Origin of the sequence: Romboutsia sp. 1001285H_161024_C4 (assembly GCF_015550185.1) — a bacterium.
In the GTDB taxonomy this organism is placed as follows: Bacteria; Bacillota; Clostridia; order Peptostreptococcales; family Peptostreptococcaceae; genus Romboutsia_C; species Romboutsia_C hominis.
On sequence record NZ_JADNAJ010000009.1, the window covers coordinates 54,310 to 74,493 of the forward strand.

The following is a 20,184-nucleotide window of genomic DNA, read 5'->3' on the forward strand; positions in this document are numbered from 1 at the left end:
AGAAAGGTGGTTTTCTTATGAAGATACATTTCATTGGAATCGGTGGCATAAGCATGAGTGCTTTAGCTGAAATATGCCTTAATAAAGGATATAAAGTTTCTGGTTCAGATTCAAACGAATCTTACTTATTAGATAAACTTAGATCTCAAGGCGCTAATATATTTATAGGACATGAAAAAGAACATTTGGCAGATGATGTAGATATGGTTGTTTACACTGCGGCAGTTCATGATGATAATGCTGAGCTTATTGCAGCTAGAGAAAAGAATAAACTTGTTGTAAACAGAGCTACTTTCTTAGGTCAAATAATGAGAGAGTACAAAAATTCTATAGCAATTTCTGGTACTCATGGTAAAACTTCAACTACTTCTATGTTATCTACTATATTCCAATATGCGGATTTAGATCCAACTATATTAGTTGGTGGAAATTTAAGTAGTATAGGTGGTAATGTTAAAATAGGTAACTCTGATCATTTCATAACAGAGGCATGTGAATATGTTGATAGTTTCCTAAACTTTAACCCTAAGATATCAACAGTTTTAAATATAGAGGAAGACCATTTAGATTACTTCTCAGGCTTAGATGAAATAAAAGCATCTTTTAATAAATTTGGTAAATTACTTCCTAAAGATGGTTATTTCATAATAAATGGAGATGACGAAAATACAAATGATATATTACACGACGTAAAAGCTACTGTTATAAAATACGGTACAAATTTAGATAATGATGCTTTAATTAAAAATATAAGCTTCAATGAAAAAGGTCATGGTATATTCGAGATAGAATTGAATGGTAAAAATTTAGGTGTATTTGAACTTTCTGTTCCAGGACTTCATAACATCTACAACGCTACTGCTGCTATATTAGTTGCTTATGTTTCTAATATAGAATTAGAGCTTATAAGAGAAAATATAAAATCTTATTCTGGTGTTGGAAGAAGATTTGAGGTTAAGGGTAAATATAATGATGCATTAATAATTGATGATTATGCTCATCACCCTACTGAATTAAAGGCTACTTTATCTGCTGCTAAAAAGATGAAGAAGTCTAAGTTATGGTGTATATTCCAACCTCATACTTACACTAGAACTAAGTCTCTTTTAAATGAATTTGCTGAAGCATTTTATTCTGCTGATAAAGTTATTATAACTGACATATACGCTGCCAGAGAAAATGATCCAGGAGATATTCATTCTAAAGATTTAGTTGAAAAGTTATATCAAAACCATGTTGATGTTGCTTATATAAGTAAGTTTGAAGATATAGTTGACTATCTTCGTGATAATGTCTCTTCTAATGATTTAGTAATAACTGCTGGTGCAGGACCTATATACAAGGTAGCTGAAGAATTAGTTGAAAATTAATAAACAAAAAGGATATACTAACTAGTATATCCTTTTTGCTTATTAAAATACTTATTCCTCTAATTTAAATATGTCTTTTACAAGATAATCATATAATCCAGTGTGGACTTCATAATATGCTTGAATTTTATTCTTTCCTTCACCCTGTGTTATTTTTACATAATCTTTACCCATTGTTTCTACTTTCGCATCATAGTTCTCGCCTTGAATGTTTATAGTAAAGTTGTACTTACTTCTTTCTTTACTCTTTTCTGGCTGAACTTTGCCAACCATTCTCTTTTGAACCATTTTAAGTGCTAGGTCTTTAAAATTCCAGCCAAATATTTTCTTAGTTTCATCTTTATAAGTTATTTTTACAGTATCCCAACTCTTATACTGCTTTATAAAGTCAAATGACAAATATATACTCTCACTTAAAAGCTTACTAAGTTCTTTTTTTGTAGCAACCGGAACTTTATAGTACTCTTCTTTGCTGACAGTGTATACCCTAAAGTAATTCAAGTCTGTTGAAAATCTAATTCCATCATCTGAGTTACCATTGTATATAGGAGTGTATGATTGTGGCTTTCTTATTTTTGTAAATTCTGTAAATAACACAGTTATATTATCCCAATAATCCTTTTCTATTCTAACACTTTCTACTTTTGAATCTGATAAGTATATTTTACTTTTAGAGCTCAATTGTTTTATTAATGATCTTGTGTCATCTTCTAATGCCTCTGTCGTTTGTTGTCCTGGTTCTTTGTCTTTTGTATCTTTGAACAAGGTAAATCCTAAGAAATAGCATACAAAGAATAACACTACAGTAAGAGCTACTAAAACCTTTTTTTTGATTTTTTTCTTCTTAGCCATCTTCACGCCTCCTTTATCCATATAATCATAAGATAATTATATTACTTTTATGTAGTTTTTGTAAGACATAATTACTTATTATACTTATTTCCAGGGAAATTACTACACCCTTCTACATAAATACTTGTACATTTTTTAATTTTTATACATTTTTTCTTATCTTTTAACATAAAAATAGTATCTAAAAGCAATTTAGATACTATTTCTAATTAGTTTTAAATTTTTAATTTATGCTTCTTTTATTAACTCAGTTACCATTTTAGCAGAATTTTCTATATCCTTTATAGCTATATATTCTTCTAATGTATGAGCATTCTTCATACCTATACCTAGGTTAACTGCTTTTATTCCATTTTTATTTAATATATTAGTATCACTACCTCCACCTGTAGATGTTGTGTGACCTTCTATATTCATATTAGCAAAAGCTTTTTTAGCTAGCACTACTATTTCATCATCTTCAGATATATTAAATGGTGCATAAGCTCTTGTAGTTTCTATTTCTATTTTAGCTCCAAATTCTTTAGCTGCTTTTTTGAATACATCTACCATATGGTTTGTTTGAGCATCTAATTTTTCTTCGCTTAAGCTTCTAGCTTCTGCTGCTATTTCTAATTCTGGCATAACTATATTTGTTGCTATTCCACCATTTATTATACCTATATTAGCAGTAGTTTCTTCATCTATTCTTAATAAATTCATATTTTCTATAGCTCTTGCAGCAACCATTACTGAACTTACTCCATTTTCTGGCTCAAGACCTGCATGAGCTGGTTTTCCTATTATTTTGACCTTTATAGCATCTTGTGCTGGCGCTTGAATTATTATTTCTCCTGGAGCTCCACCACTATCTAAAACAAATGCATAGTCTGCATTTACTTTAGAATAATCTAAGTACTTAGCACCATATAATCCGCCTTCTTCCCATATTGAGAATACAACTTGTATATCTGCATGTTGGATATCATTTTCCTTAACTGTTCTTAATGCCTCTAATATAGCAGCTATACCAGCTTTATCATCAGACCCTAGTACTGTTGTTCCATCACTTTTTATTATGCCATTAGCTTCGTCTATTATAGGTTTTACTCCTATACCAGGACTAACTGTATCCATATGTGAAGTGAAAAGTAATGTTTTACCTTCTCTATTTCCTTTTAATGTAGCAATTACATTTCCTGTTTCTCCACCAGCTTTTACACCAGCACCATCTATAACAACTTCTAAACCTATTTCTTTTAGTTTTTCGACTAGAACTTCAGCTATTTTGCCTTCTTTTGAAGATGGACTGTCGATTTGAACTAGCTCTAAAAATTCATTGATTAGTCTTTGATTATTTATCATATATTCTCCTCCAGTTATACTTGGTCTACCTATAATTTTAGAACATTATCAAAAAATTATCAATATGTGAGGTAATTTATTCTATTTTATTATTTTTCTACTTCTTGAATCTATCATACATAACCAGTATCCTAAGCTATCATTTCTTGTGTCACAAGGCTGGTATTCTCTAAATCCTGTATGACCTTTATCTGGTTGCTCTGTTTTATTTCCTGGGACTGCGTATATATAATTCTTTCTCTTGTTATACTCATCATATTGTACACCAAATAAGTAATGTCTATATTTATATGATTGCATTACTGCATCACTATACATTGTGTAATTTAGAGTATTAACATATCCTAAGTAAGGCATAGTGTATCCACATAAAGTTGTAGGACTTATTTCAATTTTCCACCATCTAGTATTGTCTATTTCATCTTTGATAAATGGTCTTACTTCCTTAAAATGTTTAAGCCCTTTTTTTATTTGTCTTGGCATTAAAAGTGTTCCTGCCGTTTTTTGGTATTCATCTATAGAATTTGTTTTTGCATACTTTTGACGTGTTTTTTGTTGATGTGAAACAGTAGGATATGTCTTCTTTTCTTTAGGCTCACTACTTTTTCTATTTTTCTCTATAGTTTTATCTATATTATCATATTCGTCATATTTTTCTCTAGTTTGAGGATTTACATCCTCCTCTATAATTTCATAATAACCATCATCTGAGTTGTATACACTTTCTTCTTCACTTTCATACTCTTCTTCATCATCATCTATTTCTATATACTCTATTTCTTCATACACTTCATACTCTTCTTCATTATCATCTTCTTCTATATTATCTACATCTATATATCCTATTTCTTCATATTCCTCAAACCCTTCGTCATTATCATCTACTTCTATATACTCTATTTCTTCATATTCCTCAAATCTTTCGTCATCTTCATACTCTTCTCCTGCAAATAATATTTCCTCATAATTATCTATCTTAGTACCTTTAAATCCTATAAGTGGTACAGTTTTTTCATATAAAAGAGCTATACCTTTTATATCTATATCTTCTCTGTCTAAATTTAATGTAAATTCACCTTTTCCTTGCTCACTTGGCAATACCTTTCCTAAATCAAGGGTATCATAATCGCTTTGTATAGCAACTACCCTATATCCATCTTTCATAAATTTAAGATTTTCTACATATAATGAAATTATTGATTTTTCATCATTTATCTCTACTTTAGCAAATGCTTTTGGTAAAACACGTTCTTTGTATCTAAAGTTAGTGTCCTTAGCTTCAAGGATTATATAATCTCTCTTAAATTTTTTTTTAGCTGCCACTTTTAATCCCCCTTTTAACATAATTTCTCTTAATAGTATATGAGTATGATTCTAAAAAAAGTACCTTCAATTATTTTGAAGGTACTTTTTCATTTACTTTATTTGATAAAGTGGCAAACTCTTCTATTGATAAAGTTTCCCCTCTTCTTTTTTCATCTATATTAGCAGCACTTAGTACTTCCTTTATCTCATCTTTACTTAAGAATCCTAATCCACCTAATGCATTAAGTAATGTTTTTCTTCTTTGTCCAAAAGCCGCTTTAACAGTCTTGAAGAATATTTCTTCATTATCAACTGGATATTTTATTTCTTCTCTAACATGAAGTCCTATAACTGTTGAGTCAACATTTGGTTGTGGTATAAACATATGTCTTGGTGCTTTTGCTACTATTTCTGTATCACAATAATATTGAACTGCTACTGATAAAGCTCCATAATCTTTTGTTCCTGGTACTGCATTCATTCTATCTGCAACTTCCTTTTGTACCATTACAACTATATCCGTTACTGGTATATCTTCTTCTAAGAACTTCATAACTATTGGAGTTGTTATATAGTATGGTAAGTTTGCAACTAATTTAACTGGTCCCCCATTTAGTTTTTCTTTTACTAATTCTTGAACATTTACTTTTAATATATCTTGATTTATTACTTCTATATTATCAAAGTCTTTTAATGTTTCACCCTGTAATATAGGTATTAATGTTTTATCTATTTCTATAGCCACAACTTTCTGAGCTACTTTACCCATCTCACGAGTTAGTGTCCCTATACCAGGACCTACTTCTATTATATAGTCTCCTTCAGAAAGTCTTGCCCCTCTTAATATTTTATCTATTACATTATCATCTATTAAAAAGTTTTGCCCTAAAGACTTTGAAAATTTAAATCCGTGCTTTTCAACTACATCTTTTGTGGCTCTATGTGATGAAAGTCTATCCATTAATTTTTCTCCTTTTATATTTATTTATCTAAAGTTTCTAGTGATTTTACAAATTCTTCTCTAGTAACCCCATAATTATTTAATCTATTTAAGAATTGCTTGGCATTTCCATATCCGATTCCAAGTATCTTTCCTAATTCATCTCTTCTATTAGATGCATCTTCATTTCCTATAAGTCCATTTCTTATTAAATCAACTTGCTTAAATTCATCTCTTTTTTCTGTACTTTCTGTTCTAACTCTCTCAAGAGCTGCTATTATACTCTTTGGTGTGGCATTTTCTATACCTATGTCACCATCTTTTTTAGCTTCCTCTCTTGGTAAAAAAGCATGCTTACATCCTGGAACTTCTGCAGCTATTTTTTTTCTTATTTTTTCACCCGCAAAATCAGGATCTGTAAATATTATTACTCCACGTCTTTTTTGAGCAGATTTTATTCTTTCCATAACACCTTTAGGAAACCCAAATCCACCAGTTGTTATAAGTTCTGCATCTACAGCTCTTTTTACTGCTGTAACATCGTCTCTTCCTTCTACAACTATTATTTCTTTTATCATTATCAATTCACCTTTATCTGTTTTGTATCCTGTCTTAACTTCATTTCTATATTTTACGTTTTTTATGTAATTTTATCAAGGAAAAACAAAAACTATAATATCATTATGTGCTATAGTTTTTGTTTTTACACTCTATTTTTATTGTGTTTTACAATATTTACTTAATAACTATGATGCTAGAATAATAATGTATATCTATAAATATTTTATAATTGTATTAAAAAAAGCTCTTGAGACTATACAGTCTCAAGGGCTTTTATTTTATATTAAATAATCTTTTAGCATTTTCTTTTGTAGCTTTGCAAACTTGCTCGTAAGATATACCTTTTTCTTGAGCAATCTTATCTGCTACAAATTGAACTAATGATGGGTCATTTCTTTTCCCTCTATGAGGCTCTGGAGCCATATATGGTGAATCAGTTTCTATTAATAAATATTCTAGAGGTATTTCTTTTGCTACTTCTCTAGTTTTTTTATTATTTTTAAAAGTCACTGTTCCTGGTATTGATATATAGCAACCCATTTTTACATATTCTCTAGCTAATTCAACATTCCCGCTATAACAATGAAGCACACATCCTATTTCTGGAGATTTTGTATTTTTTATTATTTCAAAAGTATCTCCATGTGCATCTCTATCATGTATTATTATAGGTAATTTTAACTCATTAGCTAATTCTATTTGTTTTTTAAACCATTCTTTTTGTTCTTCTCTAGGTGAATTATCATAGTAATAGTCTAATCCTATTTCACCTATAGCTACTACTTTTTCATTTTCAGTAGCTAGTTTTCTTAAAGTATCTATTGCAGTATCATCTAAATCTTTAACATCGTGTGGATGCACTCCAACTGCTGCATATATAAAATCATATTTATTAGCTAATTCTACACTAGTTATTGATGTTTCTATATCTGCTCCTGGATTTAATACTAAATCTACACCTTTTTCTTTTAAAGATTCTATTAATTCTTCTCTATCTTCATCAAATCTTTCACTATTTAAGTGTGCATGTGCATCAAATAACATTTTTTATTCTCCTAACTAATTAACGAACTTCGCATCCATCCTTAGCACCTGTAGCTACTGGTACTACTAAATCGTCACCATCATCTCCAGCAGCTAATATCATACCTTGAGATTCTACTCCTCTTAGCTTAACTGGCTTTAAGTTACAAACAACTATAACATCTTTTCCAACCATATCTTCTGGCTTATACCATTTAGCTATTCCTGATACGATTTGTCTTGTTTCTGAACCTAATTTTATTTGAGATACTAAAAGTCTATCTGCTTTTGGATGTTTTTCACAGCTTAAAACTTTACCTACTCTTAGTTCAACTTTATCTAATTCATCTATTGTTATGTTTTCTTTGTGCTCTAATGGAGCTACTTCTTCTACTACGTCTTTCTTTTCTGCAAATAATTCGTTCAATTCTTCTACTTCCTTTTCTATATCTAATCTTGGGAATAAAGATTCACCTTTGTGTACTTTTGTTCCTTCAGTTATTAATCCAAATGTTTTAACACTTTCCCAAGTTGTTAATTCTTCATTTGTTATTCCTAATTGACAGTATATTTTTTTAGCAGTAGCGTTCATTATTGGATTTATTAATGTAGCTACTATTCTTATAGATTCACATAAGTTGTATAATACTGTATCTAAAGTATCTTTGTTAGCTTCATCTTTTGCTAAAGCCCAAGGCATAGTTTCATCTATATACTTGTTAGTTCTTCTTATTAATTTCCAAGCACTTTCTAATGCTTCATTAAATTGAAGTTTGTTCATTTCATTTTCAAAATTTTCTACTGATAATCTAGCAGTTTCTTTTAAGTCAGCATCAAATTCAGTAGTAGCTTTTGGCATTGGTATTATTCCACCGTTATATTTTTCAACCATTGCAACTGTTCTACTTACTAAGTTTCCTAAATCATTTGCTAAATCTGAGTTAAGTCTAGTTATAAAGTTTCTATGAGTATAGTTACCATCTTGACCAAATGCAAATTCTCTTAATAAGAAGTATTTAAGAGCATCTACTCCGTATCTTTCTATCATTTGCTCTGGATAAACTATGTTTCCTTTTGATTTACTCATCTTATCATTATCAAATAATATCCATCCATGTCCATATACTTGTGTAGGTACTTCTTCACCTAAAGCCATAAGTATAGCTGGCCATATTATTGTATGGAATCTCATTATTTCTTTACCTACTATATGAACATTAGCTGGCCAGAATTTTTTGTATTCTGAATCATTTTCACTCATATATCCTAAAGCTGTTATATAGTTGCATAAAGCATCTACCCAAACGTATATTACGTGTTTTTCATCAAATGGTACTTTTATACCCCAATCAAATGTAGTTCTAGTTACACATAAATCTTCTAATCCTTTATCTAAGAAGTTTGCAACCATCTCATTTTTTCTTGATACTGGGAAACAGAAGTTAGGGTCAGCAAATAATTCTCTTAATCTATCTTCATATTTTGATAATTTGAAGAAGTAAGCTTCTTCCTTAGCATCATAAGTTTCTCTTCCACAGTCAGGACACTTATTTCCATCTACTAATTGTGATTCTGTCCAGAAACTTTCACATGGAGTACAATACTTACCTTCATAAGCTCCTTTGTATATATCTCCTTGTTCATATAACTTAGTGAATATCTTTTGGATTATTACCTTATGTCTATCTTGTGTAGTTCTTATGAAATCATCATATGATATATCCATAGTCTTCCATAATTTTTGTATATCTGCTATCATCCCATCTAAGTATTCTATTTCAGTCATACCTTTTGCCTTAGCAGTTTTTTGTATCTTTTCTCCGTGCTCATCTGTTCCTGTTAAGAACTTTACATCATATCCACAGAAACGTTTAAATCTTGCTATTGCATCTGCTGCAACAGTTGTATAAGTATGTCCTATATGTAAGTTTCCACTTGGGTAGTATATAGGAGTTGTTACATAGAAAGTTGGTTTTGTCATATTCTTACCTCCTGATTTATTTTTAGTATATATTTATATTTTTAACCTTTAATATAGAGTTGAAACTCTTTGTATTAAAAAACTCGCCTCCTATGATATACATAGGGGCGAGATTATTCGCGGTACCACCCTAATTATCTAAATTTATAGATACTACTTTAAAAGTTAAAACTTATTGATGTTTACTCATATCAATATGGTATCTTATAATACTTTAGATATCTTAGCAGACTATAACGTGTCTAACCGTTTTATCTTAAAAATAGAACTCTCTATTATTCAGATAAAAAAGCTCCGAGGCCATCTTCAATAATTTCTTTGACGCTAGCTTTCACCTAACCTAGCTCTCTGTAGAAAAAGTCCTTATTTACTCTTCTCTTCTCAGCTTTATATATTTCTATATTTTACTAAATAAATATATTTTATTCATTTTATGTAATCTTGTTACTATTTAAAACTAATTCTATATAATTAATAAATTAATGTCAATTGGTTTTTACACTTTAATTATACCATCTTGTACATTTTATAGAAATATTAAGCTGTAAATAATATATAGCAGATAAATACAGATGCTATAACTCCTGCAATATGACTTATCATAGCACAAGTTAGTGTGTGTCTAGTGTTCTTTATTTTTAAACTTCCATAGTATATAGCCATTGTGTAAAAAATTGTTTCAGATGCCCCAACTATTGTAGATCCCATTTTCTCTATTATAGTATCTATACCTACTCTTTGTGCTAATTCAGTATACATTCCAAGTGCACCGCTTCCTGAAAGAGGTTTTACTATTATTAATCCTATAAGTTCTTTTGGTATACTCATTAGCTCTGCTATTGGCTTAAATAAAAATTCAAGCATTTCTATTCCTTTCCCAGTTTTAAATATCCCTATCGCTAAGAATATCCCTATTATGTAAGGTGTTATAGACCAAGCTGATTTAAGACCATCTATTGCTCCTTTTACAAAACTATCATATATATCTATTTTTTTGTGTCTTCCATAAATAACTATATAAAGTATTATTAGAGGGACAAGTATATTTGAAAATAGCTCCATCTATCTTAACCTCCTTTTACTTTGCAATAATTTACAGGTTATTATAGCTATTATTGTTGATACTGTTGTTGCAAATAGTGTAGTTACTATTATCTGACTTGGATTTTGAGAACCTAAATCCATTCTTATTTTGAGCATAGTAAATGGTATTAACTGAATTGATGATATATTAATGACTAAAAACATTATCATATCATTTGTCGCTGTATCCTTTTTAGGATTTAAAGTTTGTAGTTCTTCCATAGCCTTTAGTCCAAATGCTGTAGCTCCATTACCTGCCCCTACCATATTCAAAGCTATATTCATAACCATATAAGACATAGCTTTATGTCCCTTTGGTATGGATGGGAAAAGTCTTGTCATTATAGGGTTTAGTTTTTGTCCAATTTTTTCTATCAATCCAGCATCTTTTGCTATGTTCATTATCCCCATCCAAAGAGCCATTACCCCAGCCAAACTTATTGCAAATTCTACTCCTTTAGATGCTTCTGTTAATATTACTTTGTTTAGTTCTCCTAGATTATTAAACACCATACTTCCTATTATTCCTATAGCAATCATATAAAACCATATTCTTGCCATTAAATCGCCTCCCCTCTAGATAAATTTTATGATTTATATATACTACTTTATACTTGAAACTTGCACTATATTGTGTTTTAGTATATATGTGGGGTTTTTTAATCAACTAGCTTTTCATACTAATCCATATACGAAGTGATTTTATAATTATATATATTTAAGGAGAAATGCAATGAGAAATTTAACACTTCTTACTGATTTGTATCAACTCACTATGATAAATGGTTATTTTGAAAAAAATATCCATGAAGATGTTGTAGTATTTGATATGTTTTTTAGAAAAAATGCTTGCAACGGGGGCTACACAATAGTGTGTGGTATAGATCAATTTGTTGAGTATATAAAAAACATAAATTTTTCCGATGAAGATTTAAAGTATCTTAAAAGCCTAAATCTTTTTTCTGATAAATTTTTAACGTTTTTGAAGGATTTCAAATTTACAGGGGATATATACTCAGTTGAAGAAGGTACTATAATGTTCCCAAATGAGCCTATACTTACTGTAAAAGCTCCATTATATCAAGCCCAATTAATCGAAACTGCCTTATTAACAATTGTTAATTTTCAATCACTTATAGCAACGAAGGCATCTAGAGTTTGTTTTGCTGCTCAAGGAGATCCAGTGTTTGAGTTTGGACTTAGACGTGCTCAAGGTCCTGATGCCGGTACATATGGTGCTAGAGCTGCTATGATAGGGGGATGTAATGCTACTGCTAATGTTTTAGCAGGTAAATTATTTGATGTTCCTGTAGTAGGAACTCAAGCTCATAGCTGGGTTCAAAAATTTGATACAGAATTAGAGGCATTTGAAGCTTATGCCGACATATATCCAGATAAATGCCTTTTACTTATAGACACTTATAATGTATTAAATAGTGGACTTCCTAATGCTATAAAAGTATTCAAAAACTTAAGAGAAAAAGGTCACAAGCCTTTAGGTATTAGATTAGATTCTGGTGATTTACACTATTTATCTAAAGAATGTAAAAAAGCATTAGAAGAAGAAGGTTTTACTGATATTAGTATAACAGCATCTAATGACTTAGATGAGCATACTATATCTAATCTTAAATCTGAAGGTGCTGCTATAAACTCTTGGGGTGTTGGAACTAAATTGATAACATCTGCTGACTCTCCGTCTCTGGGAGGAGTTTACAAGTTAGCTGCATCTTTTAATGGCGATAAAATAGAACCTAAGATAAAATTATCAGAAGATCCTGAAAAAATAAATAACCCAGGATATAAAAAAGTTATAAGAATTTATAATGAAGATAACAAGGCTGAAGCAGATTTAATAATGTTGCATGATGAGAAAATAGATGAATCTAAGCCTCTTACTGTATTCCATCCTGTATACACTTGGAAATCAAAAGTTTTTAATAACTATACAGTTAAAGAGCTTCATAAGCCTTTATTTATAAATGGTAAATGTATGTATGAGCATAAACCTGTTATGAAAATAAGAGATTATGTACAAAATGAGTTAAACACTTTATGGGATGAGTACAGAAGATTTTCTAATCCTCAAACTTACAAAGTAGATTTATCTAAGGACCTTTGGGACCTAAAAAACAACATGATAGATTCTAAAAATTTCTATAATAAATCATCTTAATACAAGGGGGATTCAAAATGGATGCTACAGATCACAGAATTATAGACATTCTACAACAAGATGGTAGAATTTCAATGAAAGATTTAGGTAAAATAGTTGGACTAACTTCTCCAGCTGTTTCTGAAAGAGTTAAAAGGCTAGAGGAATCAGGAATAATAGAAGGTTATAAAGCTATAGTTAATCCTGATGCTTTAGGTAGAGTTATAAAAGCTTTTATACACATATCTTTACCTAGCAATAAGTATGAAGAGTTTATTAATGTAGCTCGTCAAGATCCAAGAATAGTTGAATGTCATCATGTTACAGGAGATGACTGCTCACTATTAAAGGTTGTAGTTAGAGACATGTATGAACTTGAAAACGTTATTGATACAATAAAGAAAATCGGCTCTACTAAAACTTCAGTTATACTATCAACACCAATACAAGCTAAGGCTATATTATAAAAATTGATCCAATATTATCAAAAAAGAAGTCAATGTAAAGTAACTACTATTTTACATTGACTTCTTTTCTTTAAAAATATATATTCTAGCTAACTAATATTTATATTATGAACTTTGCTTATATCTATAGATATAATTCGTAAGTGCATATTCCATATACACCTTTATTATATTCATATCTTCATTTGGATTTAGTAGTTTTCTTGTTGCTACTATATCGCAATAGCCTAATATAAACACTCCTATACAGTCTTTTCCTAAAATATCAAATAACTCTGTAAGATTTTCTTTACTCATATCATTTTTCTTATATAGAGCTAAGAGTACCATATGGTATCTTACATATTTTTCAATCAATTCTATACTTCTTTCATCAAGATTTAGGCTTTTTCCTAATTCTCTTGAAATTTTAGCTCCTACTATCTCATGCCCTCTAAAATGTACTCTTCCTGTATCATCTACTGTTTTACTGTCTGCTTTACCTATATCATGTAAGAATATACTTAATTTTAATAGATGAATCTTTTTTATATGACCATCCATATCTTCATTTAAATATTCTTTTATATTGTTTCTTAAATGACTTGAGAAAAATTCTCCCTCTTTGAGCATTTCTTCAAACTCTTCTAAGGCTTTTATAGAATGTTCATAGACATTTACTACATGAAATTTACATTCTCCTACTTCCTTCATGCCATTTAATTTTAATATAACTTTTTCTAATTTTTTAAGTCTATCTAATTCTTTAAACTTTTCTGATGTATTTTCAAACACTAAACTTTCTAACAACATATCTTTAATTTCCATTTTAGCCACCCCAAGTTAGTTTTATTTTATAGGTCTAAAACTTGCTTATATACTATATCTTTCTGTAGTTTTCTATCCTTACATACTATTTTTATAGCTTCTTTTTTATTTTTACCTTCTTCTAGTAATGCAATAACATATTCTCTTTCATTAAGGTCATCATAGCTATTTTTCTTAGTTATCTCACCTTTAAATCCTTCTACTATTAATACAAATTCACCCTTTACTTCTTTTTCATTAAATATTTCGATTACTGTTTCAATATCTTCTCTTATTACTTCTTGATATTTTTTAGTAAGCTCCCTATTTACTGCTATTTTTCTATTTCCTAATATTTTTAGCATATCTTTTAAAGTATCTTTTAATCTATGTGGTGATTCATAGAATATTATAGTTCTTCTTTCTTCCTTGACTTCTTCTAATTGTTGCCTTCTTACTCTCTTATCTCTATCTAAAAATCCTTCAAAAGCAAACTTTCTAGTTTCTAGCCCTGAACCAACTAAAGCTATAATAGATGCACTAGCTCCTGGCAATACTTCTATCTCTATATTATTTTCTATTGCTTGCTTTATTATTTCTTCACCTGGGTCGCTTATTCCAGGCATTCCTGCATCACTTATTAATGCTATATTTTCTCCATTTAATAATTTATCTATAAGATAACTTCCTTTAGAATCTTTATTATGTTCATGGTAACTAGTTAATGGTTTAGATATTTCAAAATGATTTAAAAGCTTTATACTATGTCTTGTATCTTCTGCTGCTATTAAATCTACTTCATTTAAAATTCTTACTGTTCTATAAGTCATATCTTCTAAATTCCCTATAGGTGTTGGACATACATATAACTTTCCGCTCATTTACTCTTCTCCTATATCTTCATTTGCATATATTGCTTTTATCTCATCTGTATAGTTTCCATCTTCTCCATATACATATAATGGGTCCAGTATTTTCAATTCTGGTCTTCCATCTTTAGCAAACTCTACAAGTATTAGGTTTGGTGCCTTATTAGCTCTTGGATGAATAAATTGAACTTGCTTAGGTTCTAGTCTATATTTTCTTCCTAACTCTATTATATCTACAAGTCTTGTAGGTCTATGTATCATGAAAAACTTTCCTTTAGGCATTGTAAGCCTTGATGCTGCTCTTATAACATCTTCTAAGTTGCATTTAACTTCATGTCTTGATATCATCTTTTTATCATTAGGGTTTTTTATACCATCCATGTGCATATATGGAGGATTTGATGTAACTACATGATAGCCATGTACTTCTAGTGTTTTATCTATTGTTTTTATGTCAGCATTTATTATTTCCACTCTGTCTTGTAGATTGTTTAATTTTACAGAGCGAGTAGCCATTTCATATACTTCTTCTTGTATCTCTACACCTATTATTTTACTCGCTTGGCTTTTTCCTGCTATAAGTGTTGGTATTATACCTGTTCCAGTTCCTAAATCTACTACTTTAGCTCCTTTTTTAACCTTTGCAAAATTAGCTAATAATACTGCATCTATACCAAAACAAAATCCAGTTTTATCCTGTATTAATTTAAGACCTTTCAATTGCAAGTCATCTATTCTTTCTGTTTCCTTTAATTGTACTTCCATATATATCTCCTTTCATGTCTTACTCTAAGACTGTCAAATACTTTACTAAATATATTAATATTTTCTATATTAAGTTCTTTATCAATTATATTTATTCTATCTAAAAGGGTAGGAAAAATCCTACCCCCTTAGTTATATAAAATTAATCTTCTAGTTTCTTTAACTCTCTTAATGTAGCTTCATCTATATCATTTTGACATCCACCACATTTTCTAGGCTCTTGTAATACCTTAACATCATCTTTAAGATATACTTTTATAGTCTTATCATTAAATTCAACTTTAACTTGTTCTAATAATGGATTTATTTCTATAACTCGTCCTTTTCCATCTTCAACTTTAACTAATGCTCCTACTGATGGCATAACATCTATCGCTTCTGCATACACATCATGCTCATATTTTAAGCAACAGAACAGTCTTCCACATATTCCTGATATTTTTGTAGGGTTTAATGATAAACTTTGGTCTTTTGCCATTTTTATAGATACTGGTTGGAAATCTCCTAACCATGATGAACAACAAAGACTTCTACCACATGGTCCTAATCCACCTATTGTTTTAGCTTCATCTCTAACCCCAATTTGTCTTAATTCTATTCTAGTCTTAAATATCGATGCTAAATCTTTTACAAGCTCTCTAAAATCTATTCTGCCTTCTGCTGTGAAATAGAAAATTAGCTTATTTCTATCAAATGTATATTCACAATCTATTAAATACATAGTTAACCCATGGCTTTTAATTTTTTGTTGGCATATTTCAAAAGTTTCCTTAGATTTTTCTTTGTTTTCAAGATATATTTTAGTATCTTCTTCTGTAGCTACTCTTATGATTGGTTTTAATGGTGAAACTAACTCTTCTTCTGATATTTCCTTTGGCCCTACTACCACTGAACCATATTCTAATCCCCTTGCAGTTTCAACTACTACATCCATATTTTTCTCTATTTCTAAATCAACAGGATCAAAGTAATAAATTTTACCTGCATTTTTAAACCTAACACCCACTATCTTTATCATTTAATCACCTCATATATATTCAAAGCCATAACTTGCATACTTATATTAAAGTTACAATTGCTTCTTATCTTTTTCTTTGTCTCTTCTATTATATCAATAATCTTAGACACTTGAGAATAGCTAATTTTTTTACTCATATTTTGTAAAAAAGTAATTTTATCGGAATTTATTATCATGTTCTTGTCAATTTTTTCTTTTATAAACATAATATCTCTAAAATAATTAATCATAATATCTAAAATATTGAATATATCTCCTCTATATTTTTCTATATCTAACGATATATCTAATATATCAACTATATTCTTATCAAGAAGTCTTTCTATATATGATTGTATTTCTTCTCTCATAAGAGCAAACTCACTAGATTCAGACAGTTCTAATGCTTTTTCTATACTACCTCTAGAAAAAGTAGCTAACAATTGAGTTCTCTGTTCATCTACACCTTTTTGTATTAGGTATTTTTTTAAGTCTATAAGAGATATAGGTAAGAATTTAATTATTTCACATCTAGATTTTATAGTGTCTAAAAGAGCTTCTTTATTAGATGTTACAAGAATTATTATAGCATACTGTGGTGGCTCTTCTAACGTCTTTAAAAGAGCATTTTGACCTTCAACTGTCATTTTATGTGCATCATTTATTACATATATTTTATAATCTTTATGAGGCTTTATAATTATATCTGTTTGTAATTTTCTTATTTGTGCTATTTTTATACTATTTCCATCTGGCTTTATCTCTATATAGTCAGGGCTATTATTAACATCACTTATATCTAGCAATAATTTTGCTAATTCCTCGGTTAGTTTCTTTTTTCCTATACCTTCTATTCCTTCAAACATGTATGCATGGCTTATTTTGTTATTGTTTATAGAATTTGTTAAGTATTTTTTAGCAAACTCTTGTCCTATTATATCTTCAAAGTACATATTTATCTCTCCACAGATTTTATCTTATCCTCTACAACCTTGTATATCTCTTCATGTATACTATCTATACTTCTAAGGTTTTCTTCCTCTACACAGTTTATTTTTTCCCAATTATACTTATCAGCTATATATAAAGAGTTGTTATATGATTTCTCTAAATAATCTAAATCACTTTCATGTATATCTTTTTTATCCTCACCAGTTATTTTGTTTTTTCTATTTTCCATAAGTTTTTTACTAAACTCTATTGGAACATCTAAAAATACTACACAATCTGGTTGTGGAATTTTATATAGATTAAACTCATAATCAAATAACCAATCTAAATATTTATCTCTATCTTCTTTAGCCATTTTAGAAGCTTGATGTACCATATTAGATGTTGTATATCTATCTGCAAGTACTATACCACCATTATTGTAGAACTCTTCCCATTCTGTTTTAAACGATGCATATCTATCTGCTGCATAAAATGTAGATGCTATATACGGGTCTACATCTGAAGGCTTACTTCCAAAATCTCCTCTTAAGTACATCTTAACTAGTGCTGATGATTCTCCATCATAGTTTGGATATTCAACCTTTCTAACATTATATCCATCTTCTAAAAGTCTTTCATATAACTTCTTTGTTTGAGTGGCCTTTCCGCTTGCATCTGATCCACTTTCTATGATTATTAACTTTCCCTTCATATTTATATCCTGATTAAAAAAATATTTAACCAGGTATCACCTCCGTAATTCTTTATTTAGTCTTATATATTTTGATTTATTTTTTAATTATGTATAAGATACATTAATAGAATAATAGATTAACTAACATAACATATTAAACTGAGTCTATCTAAAATTTATAATCATTTATATTAGTCACTTATAATCTCTATAAATTCTAAATTCAAATCTTTTATTCCATTTATATTCATTCCTTTTTTATGGCATAAAATTACATAATCTATTATTTCTTTAGTAATTACTTCTCCTGGAGACAACAAACTCACTCCTGGAGGATACGGTATTACATATTCGGCACAAATTTGTCCAATACTTTCATATATTTTAACACTTTTCTTATTTTTATAAAATGCCTCTCTAGGATTTAGTGCTTTTTCTGGTATTACTACTGGATATTCTAGACATTCTATATAAGAATCTTTCTTATATCTATTCGACATGTCTTCTAATGCTTCGGATAATTTATCTAAATCTTCTTTAGTATTTCCTATAGTACATATTAAAAGTACTCCATAATAATTGGCTAATTCTACCTGTATATTGTACTTTTCTCTTAAAAGATCTTCTAATTCATATCCCGTCATTCCTAGTTTTTTAGAAGATAAAAATAACTTTGTTTTGTCATCCTCATTATATATATCAAAACTTGTATTTTTATTTTTTTCTTTAAATTGCTCTATATTATCTAAAAGTTCTTCCATTAATTCATTACCTTTAGTTTCATATATATCTACAGCCAATTCTAATGAAGACATAAGAATATAAGAAGGACTAGATGATTCTATTATTCTAAGCATAGTACTTAATCTTTGTCTATCCACTCTATCTCCTTTTATATGTATCATTGATGATTGAGTAAATGAAGGTAATGTCTTATGAGTACTTTGAATTACTATATCTGCACCTTCTTCTAGAGCAGTCTTTGGTAATCTATCACTTAAACCTAAATGCGCCCCATGTGCCTCATCTACTATTACTGCTATATTGTGCTTGTGTGCATAATCACATATTTCATTTAATTCAAAAGTTTTTCCATAGTAAGTTGGATATGTAAGTAAAATAGCTTTAGCATCTAAATTATTGTCTATTATCTTCTTAGATTCTTCAATATCTATTCCCTCTTGTATATTAGTTTCTTTGTCAATTTTAGAAAGTATATATATAGGTTCTATATCAGCTAATATACATGAATTTATAACAGATTGATGGCAATCTCTATTAACAATTATCTTATCCTTAGGATTACATAAAGCCATTATAGCCCCTTGTATCCCACATGTACTTCCATTTATAAGATAATATGTCTCATCGCTTTTGAAAGCCTTAGAAGCCCTTTCTTGCGATTTTTTTATTATTCCTTCTGGCGAATGTAAATTATCAGTTCCTGGTATCTCAGTTGTGTCCATTTTATATATATTTTTAACTATATCAGAGTATCCAAGTTTGTCATAAATTTTTCCTAACTTATGACCTGGCACATGAAATGATATTAGATTAGTTTCTACGATTTCTCTTAAATGATTAATAATCTCTGTTTTCATTTTGTTCTCCTTCTAATGATTAGATCTAACCAATAATCAATATAATAAATTAATACTTATTTAATATGTATTATATTTATCAATTAATTTTCGTATATAAATACAAATAAAGTCGTTGATACTATTATAATCTATCAACGACCTTATTTATACTCATAAAAATAATTTTAATCATTATTTAATTTTAGACATAAAAAAAGATTACGTGGCTACGTCTTACTCTCCCAGGGGGTCGCCCCCCAAGTACCATCAGCGCTAAAGAGCTTAACTTCTGTGTTCGGTATGGGAACAGGTGTATCCTCTTTGCTATAATAACCACATAATCTTTATCTTTTAGAGTTAATACTCTGAAAACTGTATATCATTTAGTTAATGATTTTTGGTCAAGTCCTCGACCTATTAGTATCGATAAGCTAAATACATTACTGCACTTACACCTTCGACCTATCAACCAGGTA

The 20,184-nt window shown here is 29.3% G+C and carries 19 protein-coding genes, 2 rRNA genes and 1 other annotated feature; of the genes, 3 read left to right on the forward strand and 18 right to left on the reverse strand.

All coding sequences use genetic code 11. The features are described 5' to 3' along the window. The first annotated feature begins 17 nt into the window (after positions 1 to 17). Positions 18 to 1,370: a UDP-N-acetylmuramate--L-alanine ligase gene (gene murC, locus I1959_RS12890; RefSeq protein ID WP_092921469.1), complete on the forward strand. Its 1,353-nt coding sequence runs from the start codon at positions 18 to 20 to the stop codon at positions 1,368 to 1,370. Positions 1,371 to 1,421: 51 nt separating this feature from the next. Here murC and I1959_RS12895 read toward each other — a convergent pair whose 3' ends face one another. The 9 genes from I1959_RS12895 to I1959_RS12935 form a co-directional block, all read right to left on the reverse strand. Further along, on the reverse strand, positions 1,422 to 2,222 hold the full coding sequence (locus I1959_RS12895) for a hypothetical protein (protein ID WP_092921471.1): 801 nt from the start codon (positions 2,220 to 2,222) through the stop codon (positions 1,422 to 1,424). Between the two features lie 228 nt (positions 2,223 to 2,450). Further along, positions 2,451 to 3,566 carry a M20/M25/M40 family metallo-hydrolase gene (locus tag I1959_RS12900; RefSeq protein ID WP_166504663.1) on the reverse strand — a complete coding sequence of 372 codons (1,116 nt, stop codon included), beginning with the start codon at positions 3,564 to 3,566 and terminating at the stop codon, positions 2,451 to 2,453. 81 nt (positions 3,567 to 3,647) lie between these two features. Beyond that, the gene (locus tag I1959_RS12905; protein WP_166504662.1) at positions 3,648 to 4,889 is read right to left on the reverse strand and encodes a hypothetical protein; all 1,242 of its coding nucleotides are present in this window, start codon (positions 4,887 to 4,889) and stop codon (positions 3,648 to 3,650) included. A gap of 70 nt (positions 4,890 to 4,959) precedes the next feature. Continuing rightward, the gene (rsmA, locus tag I1959_RS12910) at positions 4,960 to 5,832 is read right to left on the reverse strand and encodes a 16S rRNA (adenine(1518)-N(6)/adenine(1519)-N(6))-dimethyltransferase RsmA (RefSeq protein WP_092921477.1); all 873 of its coding nucleotides are present in this window, start codon (positions 5,830 to 5,832) and stop codon (positions 4,960 to 4,962) included. A 20-nt stretch (positions 5,833 to 5,852) separates the two neighbouring features. After that, the gene (rnmV, locus tag I1959_RS12915) at positions 5,853 to 6,389 is read right to left on the reverse strand and encodes a ribonuclease M5 (protein ID WP_092921479.1); all 537 of its coding nucleotides are present in this window, start codon (positions 6,387 to 6,389) and stop codon (positions 5,853 to 5,855) included. 256 nt (positions 6,390 to 6,645) lie between these two features. Continuing rightward, positions 6,646 to 7,416: a TatD family hydrolase gene (locus tag I1959_RS12920; RefSeq protein ID WP_195238525.1), complete on the reverse strand. Its 771-nt coding sequence runs from the start codon at positions 7,414 to 7,416 to the stop codon at positions 6,646 to 6,648. A gap of 19 nt (positions 7,417 to 7,435) precedes the next feature. Beyond that, positions 7,436 to 9,409 (reverse strand): methionine--tRNA ligase, encoded by a 1,974-nt coding sequence (gene metG, locus I1959_RS12925; protein ID WP_330615185.1) that lies wholly within the window; start codon positions 9,407 to 9,409, stop codon positions 7,436 to 7,438. A 67-nt stretch (positions 9,410 to 9,476) separates the two neighbouring features. Beyond that, positions 9,477 to 9,768 (reverse strand) — a binding site (T-box leader). A 145-nt stretch (positions 9,769 to 9,913) separates the two neighbouring features. Then, entirely contained in the window at positions 9,914 to 10,438 is a 525-nt protein-coding gene (locus I1959_RS12930; protein WP_092921485.1) for a spore maturation protein, read from the reverse strand. Beyond that, positions 10,439 to 11,020, reverse strand: a complete 582-nt coding sequence (locus tag I1959_RS12935; RefSeq protein WP_240276228.1) for a nucleoside recognition domain-containing protein — start codon at positions 11,018 to 11,020, stop codon at positions 10,439 to 10,441. It lies immediately after the preceding gene. A gap of 172 nt (positions 11,021 to 11,192) precedes the next feature. Here I1959_RS12935 and I1959_RS12940 point away from each other — a divergent pair, with 172 nt between their 5' ends. Both I1959_RS12940 and I1959_RS12945 read left to right on the forward strand, forming a co-directional pair. After that, the gene (locus I1959_RS12940; protein WP_092921489.1) at positions 11,193 to 12,635 is read left to right on the forward strand and encodes a nicotinate phosphoribosyltransferase; all 1,443 of its coding nucleotides are present in this window, start codon (positions 11,193 to 11,195) and stop codon (positions 12,633 to 12,635) included. Between the two features lie 17 nt (positions 12,636 to 12,652). Then, the gene (locus I1959_RS12945) at positions 12,653 to 13,081 is read left to right on the forward strand and encodes an Lrp/AsnC family transcriptional regulator (RefSeq protein ID WP_092921491.1); all 429 of its coding nucleotides are present in this window, start codon (positions 12,653 to 12,655) and stop codon (positions 13,079 to 13,081) included. A 105-nt stretch (positions 13,082 to 13,186) separates the two neighbouring features. Here I1959_RS12945 and I1959_RS12950 read toward each other — a convergent pair whose 3' ends face one another. The 9 genes from I1959_RS12950 to I1959_RS12990 all read right to left on the reverse strand — a co-directional run. Further along, positions 13,187 to 13,888 (reverse strand): HD domain-containing protein, encoded by a 702-nt coding sequence (locus tag I1959_RS12950; RefSeq protein ID WP_092921493.1) that lies wholly within the window; start codon positions 13,886 to 13,888, stop codon positions 13,187 to 13,189. A gap of 26 nt (positions 13,889 to 13,914) precedes the next feature. Further along, positions 13,915 to 14,748: a 16S rRNA (cytidine(1402)-2'-O)-methyltransferase gene (rsmI, locus tag I1959_RS12955; RefSeq protein ID WP_092921495.1), complete on the reverse strand. Its 834-nt coding sequence runs from the start codon at positions 14,746 to 14,748 to the stop codon at positions 13,915 to 13,917. Continuing rightward, positions 14,749 to 15,501 (reverse strand): tRNA1(Val) (adenine(37)-N6)-methyltransferase, encoded by a 753-nt coding sequence (locus I1959_RS12960; RefSeq protein ID WP_092921497.1) that lies wholly within the window; start codon positions 15,499 to 15,501, stop codon positions 14,749 to 14,751. Positions 15,502 to 15,643: 142 nt separating this feature from the next. Next, positions 15,644 to 16,519 (reverse strand): PSP1 domain-containing protein, encoded by an 876-nt coding sequence (locus I1959_RS12965; RefSeq protein WP_092921500.1) that lies wholly within the window; start codon positions 16,517 to 16,519, stop codon positions 15,644 to 15,646. Beyond that, complete coding sequence (locus I1959_RS12970; protein ID WP_166504660.1) at positions 16,516 to 17,451, reverse strand: DNA polymerase III subunit; 936 nt, start codon at positions 17,449 to 17,451, stop codon at positions 16,516 to 16,518. Before I1959_RS12970 ends, I1959_RS12965 begins: the two co-directional genes overlap by 4 nt. 2 nt (positions 17,452 to 17,453) lie before the next feature. Further along, positions 17,454 to 18,143: a dTMP kinase gene (locus tag I1959_RS12975; RefSeq protein WP_092921504.1), complete on the reverse strand. Its 690-nt coding sequence runs from the start codon at positions 18,141 to 18,143 to the stop codon at positions 17,454 to 17,456. Positions 18,144 to 18,316: 173 nt separating this feature from the next. Next, positions 18,317 to 19,726, reverse strand: coding sequence for an aminotransferase class I/II-fold pyridoxal phosphate-dependent enzyme (locus tag I1959_RS12980; protein ID WP_092921506.1), 1,410 nt, complete (start codon positions 19,724 to 19,726; stop codon positions 18,317 to 18,319). 203 nt (positions 19,727 to 19,929) lie between these two features. Continuing rightward, positions 19,930 to 20,046: ribosomal RNA gene (gene rrf, locus I1959_RS12985) — 5S ribosomal RNA — on the reverse strand. Between the two features lie 59 nt (positions 20,047 to 20,105). Further along, positions 20,106 to 20,184: ribosomal RNA gene (locus tag I1959_RS12990) — 23S ribosomal RNA — on the reverse strand; the annotation flags it as partial.

Coding starts and splice junctions, on each gene's coding strand:
- murC (WP_092921469.1), top strand. CDS start 18: ATGAAGATACATTTCATTGGAATCGGTGGCATAAGCATGAGTGCTTTA.
- I1959_RS12895 (WP_092921471.1), bottom strand. CDS start 2,222: ATGGCTAAGAAGAAAAAAATCAAAAAAAAGGTTTTAGTAGCTCTTACT.
- I1959_RS12900 (WP_166504663.1), bottom strand. CDS start 3,566: ATGATAAATAATCAAAGACTAATCAATGAATTTTTAGAGCTAGTTCAA.
- rsmA (WP_092921477.1), bottom strand. CDS start 5,832: ATGGATAGACTTTCATCACATAGAGCCACAAAAGATGTAGTTGAAAAG.
- rnmV (WP_092921479.1), bottom strand. CDS start 6,389: ATGATAAAAGAAATAATAGTTGTAGAAGGAAGAGACGATGTTACAGCA.
- I1959_RS12920 (WP_195238525.1), bottom strand. CDS start 7,416: ATGTTATTTGATGCACATGCACACTTAAATAGTGAAAGATTTGATGAA.
- I1959_RS12930 (WP_092921485.1), bottom strand. CDS start 10,438: ATGGAGCTATTTTCAAATATACTTGTCCCTCTAATAATACTTTATATA.
- I1959_RS12935 (WP_240276228.1), bottom strand. CDS start 11,020: ATGGCAAGAATATGGTTTTATATGATTGCTATAGGAATAATAGGAAGT.
- I1959_RS12940 (WP_092921489.1), top strand. CDS start 11,193: ATGAGAAATTTAACACTTCTTACTGATTTGTATCAACTCACTATGATA.
- I1959_RS12945 (WP_092921491.1), top strand. CDS start 12,653: ATGGATGCTACAGATCACAGAATTATAGACATTCTACAACAAGATGGT.
- I1959_RS12950 (WP_092921493.1), bottom strand. CDS start 13,888: ATGGAAATTAAAGATATGTTGTTAGAAAGTTTAGTGTTTGAAAATACA.
- rsmI (WP_092921495.1), bottom strand. CDS start 14,748: ATGAGCGGAAAGTTATATGTATGTCCAACACCTATAGGGAATTTAGAA.
- I1959_RS12960 (WP_092921497.1), bottom strand. CDS start 15,501: ATGGAAGTACAATTAAAGGAAACAGAAAGAATAGATGACTTGCAATTG.
- I1959_RS12965 (WP_092921500.1), bottom strand. CDS start 16,519: ATGATAAAGATAGTGGGTGTTAGGTTTAAAAATGCAGGTAAAATTTAT.
- I1959_RS12970 (WP_166504660.1), bottom strand. CDS start 17,451: ATGTACTTTGAAGATATAATAGGACAAGAGTTTGCTAAAAAATACTTA.
- I1959_RS12975 (WP_092921504.1), bottom strand. CDS start 18,143: ATGAAGGGAAAGTTAATAATCATAGAAAGTGGATCAGATGCAAGCGGA.
- I1959_RS12980 (WP_092921506.1), bottom strand. CDS start 19,726: ATGAAAACAGAGATTATTAATCATTTAAGAGAAATCGTAGAAACTAAT.